The sequence below is a fragment of the Bradyrhizobium sp. Ghvi genome, from assembly GCF_900115265.1.
Lineage (GTDB): Bacteria > Pseudomonadota > Alphaproteobacteria > Rhizobiales > Xanthobacteraceae > Bradyrhizobium.
In genome coordinates this window covers 13,766-32,597 of sequence record NZ_FOVU01000004.1, presented here as the reverse complement: position 1 = coordinate 32,597, position 18,832 = coordinate 13,766, and the positions used below count along the sequence as shown (strand labels likewise).

The window sequence follows — 18,832 nt, the reverse complement described above, 5'->3', positions numbered from 1 at the left end:
TGCGGCGCTCGGTCGCGGGGAAGCGGCAAAAGACGTGATTTGGCGGGGGTTTGGCGGCGGCGGGACACGAATGTGGTCGCCGGTTACCGGCAGTCTGGCGACGCGAATTCCGCTTTCCCGCCCGCATTGACGGCGGATGAGGCACTTCACCCCTGCTTCGTCATCGTCTCCTTCACCGCCGCCACGAGCTGGCTGAGCGTGAACGGTTTCGGCAGGAAGTCGAATTGCTGGCCCTCGGGCAGGCTCTTCTCGAAGGCGTCCTCGGCATAGCCGGAGACGAAGATGAAGCGGATATCAGGGTTCTTCTCCCGCATCGCCTTGAGCAGGGTCGGCCCGTCCATCTCCGGCATCACGACGTCGGAAACGACGAGATCGATCGCGCCGCTCTGCTCCTCCAGCACCTCCATCGCCTCGACGCCGTTCTCGGCCTCGACCACGGTGTAGCCGCGCGAGCGCAGGCCGCGGGCGTTGAGCGCGCGCAGGCCCTCTTCGTCCTCGACCAGCAGGATGGTGCCCTGCCCGGTGAGATCGGTGCGAGGCTTGGCCTCCACCGCTGCGGGGGCGGCTTCCTTCGCAGCGCCGTTCGTCGCAGCGGTCACCGCCGCAGGCTGCTCCTGCACCTCCGGCTCGGCGTGATGGCGCGGCAGGAAGATGTGGAACGAGGTGCCCTGCCCCGGCTCGGAATCGACATAGATAAAGCCGCCGGTCTGCTTGACGATGCCGTAAACGGTCGAGAGGCCGAGGCCGGTGCCCTTGCCGACTTCCTTGGTCGAGAAGAACGGCTCGAAGATCTTGTCGCGGATGTCGGCGGGGATGCCGGTGCCGGTGTCGGCGACTTCGATCCGCACATAGTCCGCCGCTGGCATGCCCTTGTAGGCGAGCTTGCCCGCCTCTTCGGTGGCGACATTGGCGGTGCGGATGATCAGCTTGCCACCGTCGGGCATGGCGTCGCGCGCGTTCACCGCGAGGTTCACGATGACCTGCTCGAACTGGGAGACATCGACCTTGACCGGCCAGAGGTCGCGGCCGTGGATCAGGTCGAGCTTGACCTTTTCGCCGATCAGCCGGCGCAGCAGCATGGTGAGATCGGACAGCGCATCACCGAGATCGAGCACCTGCGGCCGCAGCGTCTGCCGGCGCGAGAACGCCAAGAGCTGCCGCACCAGGGTCGCAGCGCGCGTTGCGTTCTGCTTGATCTGCATGATGTCCTGGAACGACGGATCGGTCGGCTTGTGCGCGTTCAGCAGGAAGTCGTTCGCCATCATGATGGCGGAGAGCACGTTGTTGAAGTCGTGGGCGATGCCGCCGGCGAGCTGACCGACCGTCTCCATCTTCTGCGACTGGTTGATCTGATTCTCCAGCGCGCGCCGCTCGGTGGTTTCGAGCATGTGGACGATCGCAGCTTCCGCGTCGTTCTCGGCCGCGTCGACCGCCGTGACGAAGAACTGGCCCCAGCGCTCCTTGGGCCCCTCCAGCGCCACCTCGACCGGCGCGATGTCGGCCTGGCCTTCGGCAGCCTGGTTGATCGCCGCGATCACCAGATGGCGGTCCCGGGCATTGATGGCCCGGAAAATCGACTTGCTGGCGCTGTCGAGCCCGAGGGCCTGCGCGAGCTTGGCGTAGCGCGCGTTCGCCCGCACGACGTTGCCGGCGCGATCGACGGTGGCGATTGCCATCGGTGTGTGGTCGAAGAAGCGCATGAAGCGCACTTCGGCGGCGCGATCGGGATCGCTGCGCTCGTCGCGGGCCCGGCTGATGACCAGCGTACGCGAGGGCCCCGGCGCGCCATCCGCACCGAAAGCGAGCTTGTGATAGAGCCGGACCGGCATGGTCTTGCCGGTGCGCATGCGCAGATCGATGTCGAAGACTTCGGTCTTCACCTCGCCCGGCACCGCAACGATCGCGCTGAGCAGCGAAGCCCCGTCGCCGGAGACGATGTCGGCGAGCCTCAAGCCGCCCGAACCTATCTCTGCGAGGTCGTAGTCGAGCCAATTCGCCAGCGTCGCGTTCACATAAGCGAGCTCGCCGGCGGCATTGACCGAGAAGAAGCCGCACGGCGCATGATCGAGATATTCGATCGCGTGCTGAAGCTCCTGGAATACGTCCTCCTGGCGCTCACGGTCACGGGTAATGTCGGCGATCGACCATACCGCGTATCTCGCCTCGCGCTTGCCGTCGCCGAGCGGGCGCACCCGCATGCGCAGCCAGCGGCCCTGATTGCCGTCCTGGCCGGAAATGCGGACCTCTTCCTGCTGCCGTTTTCCTTCGCGCGCGGCCTTGAGCAGCCGGAACACGGCTTCCGAGACGTCGGGGTTGCCGATGAAGACGCGCTCGACCGGACGCACGTCTTGAGGCCCGGTCGCGCCGGTCAGGCTCTGATAAGCGGAATTGGAATAGACCACGTGGCCGCGCGCATCGGTCACCGCGAGCCCATCGAAGGCATGATCGGAGATGCGGGCGATAATGGGATCATCGAGATTGCGGTCGGCGAAGCGGACGATGCCGGCGGCGAAGGCGAACAGATTGAACAGGCCGATCATCGCCAGCACGGCGAGGATGCCGAGGATATAGGGCTGCGCCTGCGCGCGCCCGAGCGTCATCAGCCCGATGGCGACCGCGACGAGGCCGGTGGCCACCAGCAGCACCAGCGCAATGCTGCCCGAGCGCGGCGACGGCTCATGCGCCGCAACGGGCTCGCGTGACAGGTCGTGGTCGGTCTCGGCGGTCATTTCACGCAAGGTCAGCCTGTCGGCAGAGAATCAACGCGCCACGGGGCACGTGGGGTCCTCCCTGCCTGAATCGGACCCGCAGACGCAAGGGCGACAGGGCCGAAAGGTACGCTGATTCCCAGTTTACGGCCATTTCCGGTACTTTTCGGGGTTTTATTGCCTCGCGGCGCTGAATCCGCGCTTCATCCGCATGACGTAACCGATGACTTCGGCGACGGCATGGTAGTGCTCCATGGGAATTTCCTGGTCGATCTCGACGGTGGCGTAGAGTGCGCGGGCCAGCGGCACGTTCTCGACGATCGGAATGTCGTGCTCGCGCGCGATCTCCCGGATCTTGAAAGCGATGACGTCGACGCCCTTGGCGACGCAGATCGGCGCCGACATGCCGCGCTCGTAGGAGAGCGCAACGGAATAGTGGGTCGGGTTGGTGATGATCACCGAGGCCTTGGGAACCGCGGCCATCATCCGCTTCTTGGAGCGCTGCTGCCGCAATTGCCTGAGCTTGCCCTTGATGTGCGGGTCGCCTTCGGACTGCTTGAACTCTTCCTTGATCTCCTGCAGCGACATCTTCTGCCGCTGGAACCAGCTGCGATATTGGAAGAAATAGTCGCCGATGGCGATGATCGCGAGGGCAGCGACCACCGCGCCAAGCAGGTGGACGGTCAAGCCGGTGGCGGCGCCCATCATCGCCATCGGATCGAGCTTGACCATCGCCTCCATGCGGTGCCGCTCCGGCCACAGGATGGTGGTCATGACCGCGCCGAGCACGACGAGCTTGCCGATGCCTTTCAGGAAATTCACTCCCGCCTGCTTGCCGAAGATGCGCTTGAAGCCGGCTGCCGGCGAGAGCTTGCTGAATTTGGGCTTGAGCGATTCGCCCGACCACACCAGCCGGTGCTGCAGCATGTTGCCGGCAATGGCCGCGATCACCAGCATCAGCAGCGGCACGCCAACCGCGGCAAGCACTGCGACTTCGATCTGCTGCATCAACGCAAGCAGGTTTCCGGGATCGGTTTTGATCATCCAGGAATTGGCGAGCAGATTGCGCATCGGCGTCAACAGCCCGCTGCCGACCGAACCCGAGAAGGTCGAGACCACGAGCGTGCCGCCGGCAATCATGAACCAGGTGTTGATCTCCTGGCTTTTGGCGACGTCGCCGCGTTCGAGCGCCTCTTCGAGACGTTTTTGCGTCGGGTCTTCTGTTTGACTCTCTGGATCGTTGTCGTCCGCCATGTAGCGCCCGCTTTCCGAAGTTCGTCACTCTTGCAGCTCCTGTGCGCGAATTTCGGAAAGCACAAGGCGCTACAAGACTCTAAGGTTGCTAGTGCCGCTGATCGATTTGAAGTTCCTGGTCGGATTTGCGGCTGGCACTGCAGGAACTTCAAATCGGCGGCACTAGCCTCGCTCTTATTTCAACGGCATCATCTGGTGCATGACACCGATGAAGTAGTCGAGATAGGTGCCCATCATCGCCGCGAGCACCACGGCCAGCACCATGAAGCCCGCGAAGATCGACAGCGGCACGCCGACGAAATAGACCTGCATCTGCGGCATCAAACGCGCCAGCACGCCGAGCCCGATATTGAAGACGAGGCCGAACACGAGGAACGGCCCCGACAGCTGCAAGCCGAGCAGGAACGCGGCCGAGAAGGCGCGCGTCGCCAGCGAAGCAACGTCGCCGCTCGACACGGTCTCCCCCGGCGCGAAGATCGAATAGCTGTCGTTCAGCGCCGCGATCACCAGATGATGGCTGTCGGTGGCGAACAGCAGGGTGACCCCGAGCATAGTGAGGAAGTTGCCGACCAGCACGCCCTGCTGCCCCTGGGTCGGATCGACCGAGGTGACGAAGCCGAGGCCCATCTGCTGCGCGATCACGGCGCCCGCGACCTGGAGCGCCGCGAGCGTCACGCGCGCGGTCGCGCCGAGCACGATGCCGATAACGATCTCATGCAGCATCAGGACCAGCATCGGCGCGAGCGAGCCCATGTCGACGTGATAGGCGTTCCGATGCAGCGGCAGGATGATCAACGTCAGAACCAGCGCGATCGACAGCTTCACCCGCGTCGGGATATTGCTCTCGCCGAGACCCGGCAGCAGCATCACCATCGCACCGACCCGGGCGAAGGCCAGCATGAAGGCCGCGGCAAGCGCTGGCAGCAGCGAGACGTCGATGCGCATGACCGAATGCCTCGGCTCCAACATTCGCACGCCATTGCGGCTGGCACTTTTGCGAATGTTGGAGCCAAAGAGGCATTCGCAAAAATCAATCGTCGTGCGGCTATTGGATTTGACATTCGCCGGCGCGACTAGCGGAGCCCCTGGGGCGAATGTCAAAGCCACCGCACGACGCATTCTGCCTCAGCCGCCGATGATTCGCGACGATATCCGCAGCATGTGGGAATGGAGCGCGTCCGCCATGAAAGGTAGCGCCAGTAGCATCGTGGCGAAGATGGCCAGGATCTTCGGCACATAGACCAGCGTCTGTTCCTGGATCTGCGTCAGCGCCTGGAACAGCGACACGATCACGCCGACCACGAGCCCGACCACCATGAGCGGCGAGGACACGATCACGATGGTCCAGATCGCATCGCGTGCGACGTCGAGGGTCTCGGGTCCGGTCATTTTGGATTTCCGCGGTTAGCTGGTTTCATGACTTGAGAATGCGAATGGCGAGTAGCGAATGGCGAACAGGAGATCCCCATTCGCTACTCGCCATTCGCCACTCGCCCCCCAATCAAATCGGCATCTTCATGATGTCTTCATACGCCGCGATCACGCGGTCGCGGACCGAGACCAGCGTCGACACCGCGACGTCGGTGTCGGCGACCGCCGTCACCACGTCCATCACGTTGGCCTTGCCGTTGGCCATCGCCACGGTCTGCGCGTCGGACTTGCGGCCGGACTCCAGGACGCTGCCGACAGCATCCTTCAGCAGCGAGGCAAAGGACTGTCCGTTCGGCTCACTGCCCTTGCCGGCGCCGCCGTTCTCCAGCACGCGCGCAAGGTTGGCATAAGCATTGGCTGCGATTGTCGGTGTTGCCATGGCCTAAGAATTCCTGTCAGGTCTTGAGGATGTCGAGCGTGCGCTGGATCATGCGGCGCGTCGCGCTGATGATGTTGACATTGGCCTCGTAGGACCGCTGCGCATCGCGCATATCGGTCATCTCGACCACCGAATTCACGTTGGGATATTTGACGTTGCCGCTCGCATCGGCGGCCGGATTGTTTGGCTCGTATTTGACGCGGAAAGCGGATTGGTCGGGCTTGATCCTGCCGAGGGTGACGACCTGCGCATCGAGCGTGCGGTCGAGCGCCGAGGAGAACGTCGGCACCTTGCGCCGATAGGGATCGCCGCCCGCGGTCTGCGAGGTCGAGTCCGCATTCGCTATGTTTTCCGAGATCACCCGCATCCGCCCGGCCTGCGCCCGCAACCCGGAGGTCGCGATCGCCATGGAACGGGCAAAGTCACTGCTGTCATTGGCCATGATGAGGCTCCCCTAGCTCTAGCCCTTGCCGATCGCGGTCTTCAGAAGATGCAGGCTCTTCGCATAGAGCGAGGTTACCGCCGCGTAATCCATCTGGTTGTTGGCGGATTTCATCATCTCCTCTTCGAGATTGACGGCGTTGCCCGCGGGGCGGGTCTCGAAACCCGCATTCCTGTTCTGGTCGAAGCTCGAGGCCGCGCCGGAGGGCGTCATGTGCGAGGCGCTGGTGACGGTCATGGCCAGGGGGCCCATCGAGCTCGCAGGCGTGCCCGCCTTGTCGAATTTCGGTTCGACCAGCTCGCGCGGCCGGAAATTGGGGGTGTCGGAATTGGAGACGTTCTCGGACAGGACGCGCTGGCGTTCCTGGTGCCACTGCATCTTGGTGCGGAGCGCCGACAGGACCGGGAGATCGTTGATGGACATCGTTGCGGCTCCTTCCGCCTCGCAAGGGGTCCCAAGTGCAAACCTTGTCCCCAAGCTAGGCAGAATTTGCCGCGTGTATGGTTAACAGGTGGTTAAGGCACGGCGGATGCATGTTTCCGATTGAGACATGAAATGGCTCCCCGATGATTCGCCCCATTCCAAAAGCCGCATTAACCCAACCGCTTGGCGGCCTGAACACGGGCCAAGAAGTCGTTTTGGATCGAGCGATTCATAGGTTATTAAGAGGTGGGGACGGCAAAACTTGCCGTGGGACGTTAAGAAATCGCAGTTTTGGGGCATCGCAGGCCGTGGTCGGCCATCCGACCATAGGCACGAGAGAAGCGCCATTTACCGGGGACAGGTATGAACGGTAGCCCTATCACCTTCATCGTCGCGTTCATCGTCGTACTGGCGTTGATCGGCGTCGCGGCATGGCTGGTTCGCCGATTCGCGACCACCCGGCTCGGCGCCAATACCCAGCGCGGCAGGATGCCCCGACTTGCCGTAATCGACGCCGCGGCGGTCGATGGCCGCCGGCGCCTCGTGTTGGTCCGCCGCGACAATGTCGAACATCTCCTGATGATCGGCGGCCCGACCGACATCGTCGTCGAGCCAAATATCGTCCGAGCCGCGGCTGGCCGCGACCAGATTCCGCAACGCCCCAGCGCGGCCGAGGCGCCGCGCCTCGCCCCGATGCCCGATGCCGGCAGCTGGGCGGATGAAGCCCCGCGGCCCGAAGTGCTCGACCATCCCGAACCGCACATGCCGGAGCCGCCGCCGCGACCCTCACGCCCCTCTTTCGCCGATGAGGTCCGTCGGCCGGCGCCCACCCTGGCCGAGCGCCGCGGCGAGCCGCAGCTCGGCGGCTTCTCACCTGAGTCGATGCCACCGCGCTTCGAGCGCGAGCCCCGTCCCGAGCCGGTGCCGCCGCGTATTGCGCGCAGCGAGCCGCCGCCGATGCCGCGCCCGCCGCGCCAGAGCGATCCGGCGAAGGTGCCGCCGGTGCGCGCCGAGCGCGCAGCCGCGCCGCCGCCTACACCGCCCGTGCCGCAGGCCCCGTCCGGATTGCAGGCGCCGCCCATTGCGCCGCCGACCCCTGCTGCTGCCGCACCGTCGAGCGCCGAGCAAAATCTTGCCGAGATGGCGCAGCGCCTCGAGGCGGCCTTGCGCCGTCCGGCCGGTGAGAGCATCGCTCCGCCCGTTGCACCGGATGCGCCTCCGCCACGCGCCGCACGCGTCGAGCCGCCTCCTCCGGCGGCGCCGCCCAAGCCGGCCACGGAGAAGACCAGCTTTGAAAATCTCGAAGACGAAATGGCCTCGCTGCTCGGCCGTCCGAAGCCGTCTTCGTGAGGCTGCCGTCCTTCCCGCGTAGAGTTCTTGTCCCTTCTGTTCTGATCGCCGCGGCCTTGCTCGCCACGGCTTTCCTTGTCACGCCTGCGCACGCGCAGGACATCAGCATCAATCTCGGCGGCCAGGGCGGTGGCGGCGTCACGGAGCGCGCGATCCAGTTGATCGCGCTGCTCACGGTGCTCTCGATTGCACCATCCATCCTGATCATGATGACGTCGTTCACGCGCATCGTGGTGGTGCTGTCACTGCTGCGCACCGCCATGGGCACGGCGACCGCGCCGCCCAACTCGGTGATTCTTGCGCTGGCGATGTTCCTCACCTTCTTCGTGATGGGACCGGTGCTGCAAAAATCCTATGACGACGGCATTCGTCCGCTGGTCGCCAACGAGATCGGCGTCGAGGATGCGCTTCAGCGCGCCGCCGTCCCCTTGCGCGGTTTCATGCAGAAGAACGTGCGCGAGAAGGACCTGAAACTATTCCTGGACCTGTCGGGCGAGCCGCCGCCGGCGACGCCCGACGAACTCGCGCTGCGCATCCTCGTCCCCGCCTTCATGATCTCCGAACTGAAGCGCGCCTTCGAAATCGGCTTCCTGCTGTTCCTTCCCTTCCTGATCATCGACCTCGTCGTCGCCTCGGTGCTGATGTCGATGGGCATGATGATGCTGCCGCCGGCAACGATCTCGCTGCCGTTCAAGCTGATCTTCTTCGTGCTGGTCGACGGCTGGTCGCTGGTGGCGGGAAGTCTGGTGCAGAGCTACGGGGGCTAGCGTCCCGGCGACGGAGGGGCGATGCGCATGGTGACATCATGCCAGTGTTTTGCCCGACGGGTCAACTTTATTTCGTAAAATCCTCATTCCACGCGCAACATCGGCTAACCCGTTGATCCGGTTGCGGCCGCCTACTGTGCATGGGGTTGTTTTCGCTACCGCGTCATCTTGATCTGCCGCACCACCGGAATCGTCGGCAGCGAGCCGGTGTGCTCGGCCTCGTCCTTGGCTTGCGGCGAGCTAGGTGCGCGGGCGGTGGCATCGGGGAAGCGCTGCTTCATCTCGCGCAAGAAACCATCCAGCGTGTCGACGCTTGCGGCGAGTTTGGCGATCTCGGCGAATTCGGCGCTGGAGGCGGCGGCCGGCTTGCTGGCGATGTCGAAGGCGAGCCGGTCGGCGCTCTCGCTCATCAGGGGCGCGTATTTCTCGCGGAAGCGCGACAGCCCGATCGAATCATCGGCGAGCGCATAGCCGACGGCGGCACGGATGATGTCGCTCTTCTCCACCGCGTTGAGCGGCTTGAAGTCGCGGAACCGCTCGCCGTAATAGAGCTCGATCTGCTCGGCGGACTCGCGCCAGCGCCGCGCCGCCCAGAAGATGTCGGACCGCAGCCGCAGCACCTCGCGCCCCGAGACGTTGGAGACGATGTCAAGCGCGAGGTCATGGCGGCCGACGTCGCTCTGCGCGCGCGCCTCCAGCAACAGGCGCTGCTGCCTCAGCTCGCCGGAGAGGTCGCTGATGCGGCTCGCCCGCAGCGCCGTGATCGCCATGTCGGGCTTGCGGTTGGCAAGATAGATCATGGCAAGGCGCGCGGCGACCTGGGCCCGCGCCGCGCCTTCGAGGCGGTGGTCGACCTGGTATTGCAGCAGCTCGGCGGCCTGGTCGAGCAGATCGACCGAGGCGAGACGATCGGCGAGGCGCCGGATCAGCTCGTCGCCGCGGCGCCCGATCGGCGTCAGCTCGCGGAACTCGTAGAACATCCCGAGCGCCTCGACCGGCGGCAGCTCGTCGCCCTTGGACCCCAAGAAGATCTGCGTGAACAGGTCCGACGCCAGATCCTGCGCCTGGCGCGAGGCTTCCGCGTTGGGCTGCAGCCTGGTCGCCGTCCGCGCCGCGGTGAGCGCGTCACGGTAGCGTCCATTCTCGGAATAGAGCTGCGACAGCATCTGCAGCGTCCTGACCTCGATCGCATCGCCGCGCCAGGTCATCGACAGCGTCTCGAGCTCGCGCAGCGCCTCGTCCTTGCCGATCTCGTCGCGCTTCTGCCGCAGCGCGACCTCGAGCTGCTTGGCTTCGGCGGCGGCCTGCCGGTCCTTCGAGTCCACGGCGAACTTGTAGTCGTCGAGCGCGTCCTTGTCGTGGCCGAGCGCTTCGGCGAGCCGTCCGCGCAGCACGGCAAAGCCGGGCGCGGCCTCCGGTGGCACACCGATCACCTCGATCTCACTGCGGCGCTTGGAGGCGCCGGCATAGTCCTTGACCTCGAGCGAGGCGCGCATCGCGTCCATCGTCACGATGCGCTGGATGTCGAGCGGCAGCGAGGCGATGGCGAATTCGACGTTCTTGAATTTTTCGCGGGCATCCGCCCATTTGCCCTGGCGCGCATAGGCGAGCGCCTTCCAGAGCTGGGAATCGTGGCTGTTGCCGATCACGGGATTGGCGAGATCCTTCAGGCCCTGTGCCGGCCGCCCGATCAGGATGCTCGCGATCGCGTGGATGATCAGCGCACTGCTCTCCTCCTTGTTGAGGGGATCGGCCAGCATCAGTTCGGTCACGGATTTGGCTTCGTGATACATCGCGCGCGACATGTAGAACTGCGCGAGATCGAGCCGCGGCAGCGAACGCTGCGCCGGTTCGACAGCCGCGATCGCCGAGATCAGCTCGCTCTGCCGTGTCCAGAAATCTTCCGACTGGCCCTTGCGCCAGGCCTCGGGACTGAACACCGGACGCACCGCGGTAGGTGCGCGCTCGGCCGAGACGTCGACCGGCGACAGCGTCAGGCCGCCCTTCTTGCCGAGAATGACCTTGTCGGATCCGACCTCCACACCGACATCGTCGGAGTTCGGCCGGATCGCGATGCCGTGTGCGGATTCCAGCAGCGAGAGATCGACGAGGTCCTGCCGCTTGATGAAGCCACGGACCGGCCGCTGCGCCGTGACGACGTAGAGCATGTCGCCGGCATCGGGATCGGTGACCTTGTGCATCAGGCCCGGATTGGCAAAGGGGATCGCGATATTGGCGAGCGCTGGATCGGTGATGTTGCGCGACACCATCAGCGGCAGCGGCGTCGCCTGGATCTTGTCGGCCAGCGTGAGCAGCCAGTTGGTTTCCTTGCCGACCTCTTCGCTGGTCAGCGAATAGACCAGCGGGCGCGTGAGACGGATACGCACCGCCTGCCCTTTTTCGAGCGGAATGCGGCCGACCTCGCCGATCATCGCGCCGCCCCGGGCGCGGATCGGTTCGACGTCGATCGGTTTCGGCGAGTCGAACACCAGCCACACCGTGTCGCCGCGGCGGAACGCTGCTGCAGGCGTTGTCACGGCAAATGGGAACGTCACGCGCAGGCCGTCGCTGTCGCGCCGCGCATCGACGCTGGCAACGGAAGCCGATGGCGCAGATTGCGCCTCTGCAGGCGCGGGCTTGGCTGCAGGCTTCACGACCTCTTTCGGAACGTCCCTGACCGGCTCCTTGGCCACTTCTGCCGCGACCTGCTTTGGCGCTTCGGCAACGGCGGGCGGCGCCGGCTTGGCGGGCACGGCCGCTTCCTTCGTGGGCACCGCGGCCTCTTTGGGCGCATCGGTGGCGTGCGGGGCTTCAGTCACGGGGACCGCAACCGCAGGCGGCGGCTTCGGCGCCTCAGTGATAGGCATCGTGGCCGGCGCTTCCGGCTTCGCCTCCGACTTGACGTCGGGCTTGACGTCGATTTTGGCTTCGCGCGCGATCGTCTCCGAAGTCGGCGGCGTGATCTCGCGATGGGCGTCTTTCGGCTTCGCGGCCGCCGGCTTTTCCGCCGCGGGTCCGCGACCGCCAGCCCCGGCCTGTGCAATCGCGGCTTCAGGCGTTGCGGCCGCCTTGCTCCTGTCGGGCTGGAAAGCGACGTCGACGACATAATTCTTGTCGTCGCGGAAGGAGTGCACGTCGGAATCGCCGATCAACGCGATCTCGATGCTGGTCTGGTCGACGTCGGCCTTCTGCTTGATCGAGGCGACGTTCGGAGGTGCGGCAACGACGGCATCGGCGAGGTCGAAATTGAGGTTGGCGTTGAATGCGAGCGTCAGCTTCTGCTCGTTGAGCACCGACGAGACGCCGACGCCGTCGGGCATCTCGAACACGAAGCGCACGAAGGTCGGCTGCACTGAAGCGCGCACACGGATCGGCGGATGCTTCGTGGCCTCCGCCGCGGCGCGTTGGGCGCGCAGCGCGCGCTCGGCCGCACGCGCGCGCTCGGCGAGTTCCTTCACCACGTCCATCGGCAGGCTCGGCGGCGGGCCCTTCCAATCCTCCGGCAAGAGGTCGATGAAGGTTCGCTCGCCCGCGTTCATGGTGTTGACGGTGACGCGCCGGGCCAGCGACAGCCGGATAGCGCTGCCGTCGGGGTCGCGCCGGGCGGAGTTGACGTAGTCGGGCGCGCTTTCCGGCACGCGCTCGACAGGAACATCGACGGGGCGGTCGAAACGAATGATGAGGATGGAGCCGGCGGTCGTCACCTCGGAGGGAACATCCTCGCCAAGCTTGATCACGAGACGGGCAAAGCCGCCGCCGGCCGAAAAGCTCGCCTCGCCCCTGATCGCATCGGCCGCGCGGGCGACGGAGCTAAGGCCGATCAGCGCACAGGCCGATAGCAGGACAGCCTTGCGGACATGTCGCGACAGACCCAGCGCGAAGGCGCGGGCTCGCGACACAAATCCAGCGGCAGCCTCTCGCGCCATTGGCGGCATTTCTTCCGGCTCGACGGGTCCACGCCGGCACTGGTGCCGGCCCATGCCCTCGAATGTAGGTTTTGCGAATTAAGGACTTCTTAAGTATGAGCCCTCAATTCGGCTTTTGCGTCGGCTTGCCGTCGATCTTCGGCAGATCCCCGGCGGAGGCGGACTGATCCCCGCCGCCGCCGTTGGCCCGGCGAGCCATCTCGACGGTCAGGCGCTCGGCGGCCTCCGGCGTCATCAGGCCCAGAATGTCGGACATCTTGCGTGGTGCTATCGCCGAGGCGATCTCGATCAGCACGCCCATCTCGAGGCGGTCGAACACCCGCGCGGCATCCTTGGGCTTCATGCCCTCATACATGGTGACGAGGCCCTTCATGCGCTGGGCCTCAGCGGCCTTCTGCTCGGCCTGAGTCGCGGAGATGCGTGATTCCACCGCCTTCATCTCCTCGACTTTGCCCTCGATGCGCTTCTCGGCGGACTTCAAAAGGCTCTCGCGGATATCGATCTCGCGCTGGCGCGACTCGATCTCCTGGCGGCGCGCCTGCAAGCGCTCCAGGATCGCGCGCTCCGAGGCCGAGACCTGCGGCTGAGCCTCCTCCATCTTGACCGGGGTGCCCTCAGGCTTGCTCTCGGGCGCGGCAGGCTTGGGCGCTTCCTTCGGCTCGCCATGGGTCGAGCCAGTGATGTCAGGATCCTCGCGTCCGGTCGGGAAGTTCAAATTCTCCTGCGCCCACGACTTCTTCAGCGTGTTCGGCTGATAGTCGAAGACATAGCCGCCATTGATGACGAGCCCCGCTACTTTCAGCATGGCGAGACCTGCGACCGCAACGAGGACGACCGGAATGACGCGGATGTTACGAAAGGACTTCATACCCTGACTTTATGCGGCGAGACCGTTGGACCGTCGGCGTTCGGAGAAGGCTTCGGCGGCGGCTGCCACAGCCTTCGCTGGCGACGGCTTGGCCGCGGCGACGGTGGCGGCTTCCGGATTCGTGACCGGACGCGCCGCGATCGCGATCTTGGAGAGGCGGCGCACCACGTTGTCGGCCTCGCCGAGCTGCTTGTAGAGCTGGTCGGACATTTGCGTCGCGGCCGCGAGCTGGCTGCCGAGATTCTCGTTGACGTCCCGCACGGCGAGCTTCAACCCGCCGATCGCGCGCTCGGCGATCTCGGTCGCGGTGATCAGCTCGCCGATCACCGCCTTCAGCGAATGCTCGTCCGCCTTCAGCCGCGTCAGCCGCTTGTTCAGCAGGATGCAGTAGCCGATCGTGAGCATCAGCAGGATAGCCACCAGCGTCTCGATCGCCATTCCCAGGGAGTGGTTCATGGGGCCTCCATCAGCTTGTTCTGTTCGTCCACCTTCTCGAACATCGCAAGTGTCGTACTTGGCTTGCGCAAGGGTTTCGTCACGCGGATCGCGACGCGGTCGCCGACCCGACCCATCCGCCCTTCGGTAAGGATGACGTCGCCGCAGCGCACGGAGACGTTGGCGTCGGCGCGCATTTCCAGCGGCAGCGTGTCGCCGACCTTCAGCCGCATCAGTTGCTTGAGCGGAATATCGGCCTCGTAGAGCACGGCATCGACGGCGATCTCGGCCTGGACGATCTCCGTGGCGAAATGGCCCTCCCAGATCGGATCGCGGCCGAACTTCTCGCCCATGAACATCTGGAGCAGAACGGCCCGGATCGGTTCGATGGTCGCGTAGGGAAGCAACAGCTCGATGTTGCCGCCGCGGTCTTCCATGTCGATGCGCAGACGCACCAGGATCGCGGCATTGGCGGGACGGCTGATCGCGGCGAAGCGCGGGTTGGTCTCGAGCCGGTCGATCTTAAAGGTCACCGGCGACAGCGGCCGGAACGCCTGCTCGGCGTCGGCCAGCACCACCTCGACAAGGCGCTTGACCAACTCGGTCTCGATCGTGGTGTAGGGACGCCCCTCGATGCGAAGCTGGCTGTTGCCGCGGCGACCGCCGAGCAGCACGTCTATCATCGAGTAGATCAGGCTGGAATCGACCGTCGCCATGCCGAAGTTTTCCCACTCTTCGGCTTTGAACACCGAGAGCACGGCGGGCAGCGGAATCGAGTTCATATAATCGCCGAACCGCACCGAGGTGATGCGGTCGAGCGAGACTTCGACGTTGTCGGAGGTGAAATTGCGCAACGAGGTCGTCAGGAGCCGCACCAGGCGGTCGAAGACGATTTCGAGCATCGGCAGACGCTCGTAGGAGACCATCGCCGAATCGATGATCGCGCGAATGCCGGAATGGTCGTCGAGCGTGACGTCACCGACGGTGAAGCCGAGGAGATTGTCGATCTCCTCCTGCGACAGCACCCGCTCGCCGGAATTCTTGCCGTTGCCAAGATCGCGGCTGCCGTCCTCGACCATCGCCGCCCATTGCAGCGCCATGGTCTCCGATAGCTCGTTTTCGGCAGCGGCCTTTGCCGCCTCCGCGGGATCCTCGGAATCGAGCGACGCCTCCCATTGGGCGGCAATCGCATCCTGGTCCATCTGCTCGTTGCCGGCCATGACGCTAGCCCGTACCCTTCCGCAGCATCCTCACTGGAGCACGACTTCCTTGAACAGCACCGCGCTGACCTGGATCGGCGCGACTGCGGCGTTGACGCGCTTCGTCAGTTCCTCCCTGAGGCGGAAGATGCCGGCGGAGCCGTTGAGGTCGGAGGAGCGGAGCTCGCGCACATAGGTCTGGAAGATATCGGTGACCCGCGGCATCGACGGCTTGATCGCCTCGATCTGCTTCTCTTCCTTCAGCTCGAGCACGATCTTGAGCTTGAGATATTGCACGCGCTCGCCGGGCGCGCCGGCGAGGTTGACCATCATGTCGGGCACGTCGACGAAGGCTGGCGGCTTCGGCGGAGGCGCCGCCTCGGCGTGATGCTCCTCGTCGCCGTGACGGAAGAAGAAGAACCAGGTGGCGGCGCCGCCACCGAGGACGGCAAGCAGGCCGACGGCCATGATGATGAGCTTCAGCTTATTCTTCGGCGCAGCGGCTTCCGCGCCCTCAGTGGCTGCGCCTTCCGCTTCATTCTCTGCCATGGTCGTCCGGGCTCGCTCATCTCAAAACGGAATCGAAAGAGCGAAGCCTCCTGAAGACAGTGACGCGATACAAATGCCCCGGCGCGATGCGCTCCTCTTAAGCGCAAACGCTACGGTAATAATGGTTAACGGAACCTTTCCATCGGGCCTCCGCTAGGAAAAATCTGCCGGGCAAACATGGCTAACAGAACCTTTCTGCCTCCCGCCGGGACCGCCGAAAAATCTCCAATCGATTGTAATTACGCATCTTTCCGAGTTGGCACGGCTTTCGCTGAGGAAGGCCCGAGACCGAACGGTTTGGGAGAACCCGACGGCCTCGTTCACGGGATCGGCCAAGGCGCTTGGGAGAGCGAAATGGCGGACCCCACGCAGGGGAGATCGACCGATGCAGAATGCGCTTCTGATCGGCTTGTCACGGCAGATGACGTTGGAACGGCAGATGGATGTCATCGCCAACAACGTCGCCAACGTCAACACCAACGGCTTCAAGGCCGACCATTCGCTGTTCGAGGAGTATCTCAACTCGAACGCGCATGAGGACAATTTCACCGGCTCCGACCGCCGGGTCTCCTATGTGCAGGACCGCGGCACCTACCGCGACGTCGGCCAGGGGCCGATGGAGGCGACCAACAACCCGCTCGACATGGCGATCAGCGGCAACGCCTTTTTCGCCGTGCAGGCCAATGGCGCCGAGCGCTACACCCGCGACGGCAAGTTCGCGCTCAGCAGCACCGGCCAGCTCATGACCTCGGACGGGAATCTCGTGCTCGGCACCGGCGGTCCGATCGTGTTCCAGCCGACCGACCACGACATCAATGTCGCCCCCGACGGCACCGTGACGGTGCTGGAAGGCACGGCCAAGACCGACTCGATCCGCGGCAAGATCCGCATGGTGACGTTCGACGATCCGGCCAAGCTGATCAAGCTCGGCGCCAATCTCTATGACACCGGCTCGGCCACCCAGCAGACCGACACCAAGTCCACCCTGCAGCAGGGCTATGTCGAGAAGTCGAACGTGAACTCGGTCGGCGAGATGAGCCGCATGGTCGAGGTGATGCGCAGCTACACCGCGATCGCCAACCTGCTCCAGCAGCAGAGCGACCTCCACAAATCGGCGATCGAGAAGCTCGCCGACGTTCCGGCCTGATTGAAGGAGAACTGACATGCAGGCGCTTCACACAGCAGCGACCGGAATGGCGGCACAGGAACTGAACGTTCAGGTGATCTCCAACAACATCGCCAACCTGCGCACCACCGGCTTCAAGAAGCAGACCGCGGCGTTCCAGGATCTGATCTATGAACACATCCGCCGCGTCGGTGCCCAGGCTTCCGACCAGGGCACCATCGTCCCTGTCGGTGTCGACATCGGCGGCGGCGTCAAGACCGTGGGCACGCCGCGCAGCATGACTCAGGGCACGTTGTCGCAGACCGGCAACGACCTCGACCTTGCGATCTCGGGCGAAGGCTTCTTCAAGATCCTGATGCCCGACGGCACCTTCCAGTACACCCGCGACGGCACCTTCCAGATGGACAATCAGGGCCGTGTCGTCACCGCACAGGGCAACCCGGTGCAGCCGACCATCACGATCCCGAACAACGCCTCGGGCATCACCGTCAACGAGCAGGGTCAGGTGACGGTGACTCTGCCGGGCTCGTCGAGCAACACCGTTCTCGGCCAGATCGGCTTGACCCGCTTCATCAACAAAGCGGGCCTGCAGCCGGTCGGCAGCAACCAGTTCATTGAGACGACGTCGTCGGGCACACCGCAGGACGGCACCGCGAACTCCGAAGGCTACGGCAAGATCACGCAAGGCAGCCTCGAGCAGGCCAATGTCGATGTCGTCTCGGAGATGAGCGACCTCATCGCTGCACAGCGCGCCTACGAGATGAACGCCAAGGTCATCAGTGCCGCCGACCAGATGATGCAATCGACCACGGCGCTGTTCCGCTGAGGTGATGACCATGATTCGTACCACGCTCGTCACCCTCTCCGTGCTGCTTGCGCTGGCGCTCCCGGCGCAGGCTGCCGACGACGGCATCGCCGCGCCGACGCTGCGCGCCAACGTCACCGTCACCTCCGACGTGGTGCGGGTCGGCGACCTGATCGACAATGCCGGCTCGGCCGCGCTGATCCCGGTCTATCGCTCGCCCGATCTCGGCACCACCGGCGCACTGCCGGTCGGCCAGGTCCTGAGCGTGCTCCGCGCCAAGCAGGTGATCGGCGTGATGACCGGCGACATCAAGGAAGTCCAGGTCACCCGCCTTGCCCGCACGATCGCGAGCAAGGATCTCGAGAACGCGGTCGCCTCCGCGCTCGAGCGCCGCTTCGGCCTGGGGGATGCCGCCAACATCGCCGTCACCTTCGACCGCGGCCTCTCCGACATGCGGCTCGATGCCTCCAACACCGGCGCGCTACAGCCGGTCGCGACCCGCTACGATGCTCGCGGCGGCCGCTTCGACATCGCCTTCGAAATCAGCAACGACAGCAATCCGGTTCCGACCAAGCTGCGCCTGACCGGCACCGCGATCGAGACCGTTGAGGTCGCCGTCCTGACCCGCGACATCGAGCGCAGCGAAATGCTGAAATCCTCCGACGTCGCCCAGGAGCGCCGCCCGAAGGCGGACGTGACCGGCGAGCCCGCGCTGCGCGAGCGCGCGGTCGGCATGCAGCTGCGCCGGGCGATGCGCGCCGGCACGCCGATCCGCGTCGCCGACATCGCCAAGCCGGAATTCGTGTCGCGCGACCAGAGCGTCACCGTCATCTACCAGGTCCCCGGGATCTATCTCACCACCCGCGGCAAGGCCATCGAGAGCGGCGCCGAGGGGGACACCGTAAGCGTCCTGAATCTACAGACCAAGCGAACGCTGACCGGCGTCGTCACTGGCCGGGGGCAGGTGACGGTGCAGGGCGCCAGCCAGTCTGCACCGATGCCAGCGGTGGTCGAACAGACCTCCTCGGTGAAGCGCGACGAAGCGCCCGCCCCTGTCGACACCGCAGCCCTCCTCCGCAACCTGGTCCAGGCTCCCGCCTCGCCCGGCCAGATTGCAGAAGCCCAGATCCCGCAAGCTCGCGTCTCGCAAGCCCAAGCCAAGTAAGAGTT

17 protein-coding genes are annotated in these 18,832 nt (G+C 65.0%); 5 read left to right on the top strand and 12 right to left on the bottom strand.

Annotation, left to right across the window (positions count from 1 at the left end; genetic code table 11):
- Positions 1-146 precede the first annotated feature (146 nt).
- From cckA to flgB, 7 genes are all read right to left on the bottom strand, one after another.
- The gene (gene cckA, locus BM374_RS15465; RefSeq protein ID WP_092293596.1) at positions 147-2,729 is read right to left on the bottom strand and encodes a cell cycle histidine kinase CckA; all 2,583 of its coding nucleotides are present in this window, start codon (positions 2,727-2,729) and stop codon (positions 147-149) included.
- Between the two features lie 153 nt (positions 2,730-2,882).
- Complete coding sequence (flhB, locus tag BM374_RS15460; protein ID WP_092293594.1) at positions 2,883-3,962, bottom strand: flagellar biosynthesis protein FlhB; 1,080 nt, start codon at positions 3,960-3,962, stop codon at positions 2,883-2,885.
- A gap of 174 nt (positions 3,963-4,136) precedes the next feature.
- Positions 4,137-4,907 carry a flagellar biosynthetic protein FliR gene (gene fliR, locus BM374_RS15455; RefSeq protein ID WP_092294908.1) on the bottom strand — a complete coding sequence of 257 codons (771 nt, stop codon included), beginning with the start codon at positions 4,905-4,907 and terminating at the stop codon, positions 4,137-4,139.
- A gap of 180 nt (positions 4,908-5,087) precedes the next feature.
- Positions 5,088-5,351 (bottom strand): flagellar biosynthesis protein FliQ, encoded by a 264-nt coding sequence (gene fliQ, locus BM374_RS15450; protein ID WP_027534765.1) that lies wholly within the window; start codon positions 5,349-5,351, stop codon positions 5,088-5,090.
- A 112-nt stretch (positions 5,352-5,463) separates the two neighbouring features.
- Complete coding sequence (fliE, locus tag BM374_RS15445; protein WP_092293592.1) at positions 5,464-5,772, bottom strand: flagellar hook-basal body complex protein FliE; 309 nt, start codon at positions 5,770-5,772, stop codon at positions 5,464-5,466.
- A gap of 16 nt (positions 5,773-5,788) precedes the next feature.
- A complete protein-coding gene (flgC, locus tag BM374_RS15440) occupies positions 5,789-6,214 on the bottom strand; it encodes a flagellar basal body rod protein FlgC (protein ID WP_092293590.1) in 426 nt (141 codons plus the stop codon).
- Positions 6,215-6,232: 18 nt separating this feature from the next.
- Entirely contained in the window at positions 6,233-6,637 is a 405-nt protein-coding gene (gene flgB / locus BM374_RS15435; RefSeq protein ID WP_092293588.1) for a flagellar basal body rod protein FlgB, read from the bottom strand.
- Between the two features lie 363 nt (positions 6,638-7,000).
- Here flgB and BM374_RS15430 point away from each other — a divergent pair, with 363 nt between their 5' ends.
- Complete coding sequence (locus BM374_RS15430; protein WP_092293586.1) at positions 7,001-7,987, top strand: flagellar biosynthetic protein FliO; 987 nt, start codon at positions 7,001-7,003, stop codon at positions 7,985-7,987.
- Positions 7,984-8,754 (top strand): flagellar type III secretion system pore protein FliP, encoded by a 771-nt coding sequence (gene fliP / locus BM374_RS15425; RefSeq protein WP_092293584.1) that lies wholly within the window; start codon positions 7,984-7,986, stop codon positions 8,752-8,754. Before BM374_RS15430 ends, fliP begins: the two co-directional genes overlap by 4 nt.
- A gap of 155 nt (positions 8,755-8,909) precedes the next feature.
- On the opposite strand, the gene BM374_RS15420 is transcribed toward fliP, so the two are convergent.
- From BM374_RS15420 to fliL, 5 genes are all read right to left on the bottom strand, one after another.
- A complete protein-coding gene (locus tag BM374_RS15420) occupies positions 8,910-12,680 on the bottom strand; it encodes a tetratricopeptide repeat protein (protein WP_177248334.1) in 3,771 nt (1,256 codons plus the stop codon).
- 103 nt (positions 12,681-12,783) lie between these two features.
- Positions 12,784-13,548: a MotE family protein gene (locus BM374_RS15415; protein WP_092293580.1), complete on the bottom strand. Its 765-nt coding sequence runs from the start codon at positions 13,546-13,548 to the stop codon at positions 12,784-12,786.
- Positions 13,549-13,557: 9 nt separating this feature from the next.
- Positions 13,558-14,004, bottom strand: coding sequence for a DUF6468 domain-containing protein (locus tag BM374_RS15410; RefSeq protein WP_092293578.1), 447 nt, complete (start codon positions 14,002-14,004; stop codon positions 13,558-13,560).
- Positions 14,001-15,203, bottom strand: a complete 1,203-nt coding sequence (gene fliM / locus BM374_RS15405; protein ID WP_092293576.1) for a flagellar motor switch protein FliM — start codon at positions 15,201-15,203, stop codon at positions 14,001-14,003. Before fliM ends, BM374_RS15410 begins: the two co-directional genes overlap by 4 nt.
- A 30-nt stretch (positions 15,204-15,233) precedes the next feature.
- Positions 15,234-15,731, bottom strand: coding sequence for a flagellar basal body-associated protein FliL (gene fliL / locus BM374_RS15400; RefSeq protein WP_092293574.1), 498 nt, complete (start codon positions 15,729-15,731; stop codon positions 15,234-15,236).
- Positions 15,732-16,116: 385 nt separating this feature from the next.
- On the opposite strand from fliL, the gene flgF reads away from it, so the two are divergent.
- The 3 genes from flgF to flgA are packed head-to-tail and all read left to right on the top strand — an operon-like array spanning position 16,117 to position 18,827.
- The gene (flgF, locus tag BM374_RS15395; protein WP_092293572.1) at positions 16,117-16,878 is read left to right on the top strand and encodes a flagellar basal-body rod protein FlgF; all 762 of its coding nucleotides are present in this window, start codon (positions 16,117-16,119) and stop codon (positions 16,876-16,878) included.
- A 16-nt stretch (positions 16,879-16,894) separates the two neighbouring features.
- On the top strand, positions 16,895-17,683 hold the full coding sequence (gene flgG / locus BM374_RS15390; protein WP_092293570.1) for a flagellar basal-body rod protein FlgG: 789 nt from the start codon (positions 16,895-16,897) through the stop codon (positions 17,681-17,683).
- Positions 17,684-17,693: 10 nt separating this feature from the next.
- Entirely contained in the window at positions 17,694-18,827 is a 1,134-nt protein-coding gene (gene flgA / locus BM374_RS15385) for a flagellar basal body P-ring formation chaperone FlgA (RefSeq protein ID WP_177248333.1), read from the top strand.
- Positions 18,828-18,832: the final 5 nt, after the last annotated feature.

What these genes read in the sequence shown, in the direction of transcription:
- fliQ (WP_027534765.1), bottom strand. Translation starts at nt 5,351, where the DNA reads ATGACCGGACCCGAGACCCTCGACGTCGCACGCGATGCGATCTGGACC.
- flgC (WP_092293590.1), bottom strand. Translation starts at nt 6,214, where the DNA reads ATGGCCAATGACAGCAGTGACTTTGCCCGTTCCATGGCGATCGCGACC.
- BM374_RS15415 (WP_092293580.1), bottom strand. Translation starts at nt 13,548, where the DNA reads ATGAAGTCCTTTCGTAACATCCGCGTCATTCCGGTCGTCCTCGTTGCG.
- BM374_RS15420 (WP_177248334.1), bottom strand. Translation starts at nt 12,680, where the DNA reads ATGGCGCGAGAGGCTGCCGCTGGATTTGTGTCGCGAGCCCGCGCCTTC.
- BM374_RS15430 (WP_092293586.1), top strand. Translation starts at nt 7,001, where the DNA reads ATGAACGGTAGCCCTATCACCTTCATCGTCGCGTTCATCGTCGTACTG.
- cckA (WP_092293596.1), bottom strand. Translation starts at nt 2,729, where the DNA reads ATGACCGCCGAGACCGACCACGACCTGTCACGCGAGCCCGTTGCGGCG.
- flgF (WP_092293572.1), top strand. Translation starts at nt 16,117, where the DNA reads ATGCAGAATGCGCTTCTGATCGGCTTGTCACGGCAGATGACGTTGGAA.
- BM374_RS15410 (WP_092293578.1), bottom strand. Translation starts at nt 14,004, where the DNA reads ATGAACCACTCCCTGGGAATGGCGATCGAGACGCTGGTGGCTATCCTG.
- flgG (WP_092293570.1), top strand. Translation starts at nt 16,895, where the DNA reads ATGCAGGCGCTTCACACAGCAGCGACCGGAATGGCGGCACAGGAACTG.
- flhB (WP_092293594.1), bottom strand. Translation starts at nt 3,962, where the DNA reads ATGGCGGACGACAACGATCCAGAGAGTCAAACAGAAGACCCGACGCAA.
- fliR (WP_092294908.1), bottom strand. Translation starts at nt 4,907, where the DNA reads ATGCGCATCGACGTCTCGCTGCTGCCAGCGCTTGCCGCGGCCTTCATG.
- fliE (WP_092293592.1), bottom strand. Translation starts at nt 5,772, where the DNA reads ATGGCAACACCGACAATCGCAGCCAATGCTTATGCCAACCTTGCGCGC.
- flgA (WP_177248333.1), top strand. Translation starts at nt 17,694, where the DNA reads ATGATTCGTACCACGCTCGTCACCCTCTCCGTGCTGCTTGCGCTGGCG.
- fliM (WP_092293576.1), bottom strand. Translation starts at nt 15,203, where the DNA reads ATGGCCGGCAACGAGCAGATGGACCAGGATGCGATTGCCGCCCAATGG.
- fliL (WP_092293574.1), bottom strand. Translation starts at nt 15,731, where the DNA reads ATGGCAGAGAATGAAGCGGAAGGCGCAGCCACTGAGGGCGCGGAAGCC.
- flgB (WP_092293588.1), bottom strand. Translation starts at nt 6,637, where the DNA reads ATGTCCATCAACGATCTCCCGGTCCTGTCGGCGCTCCGCACCAAGATG.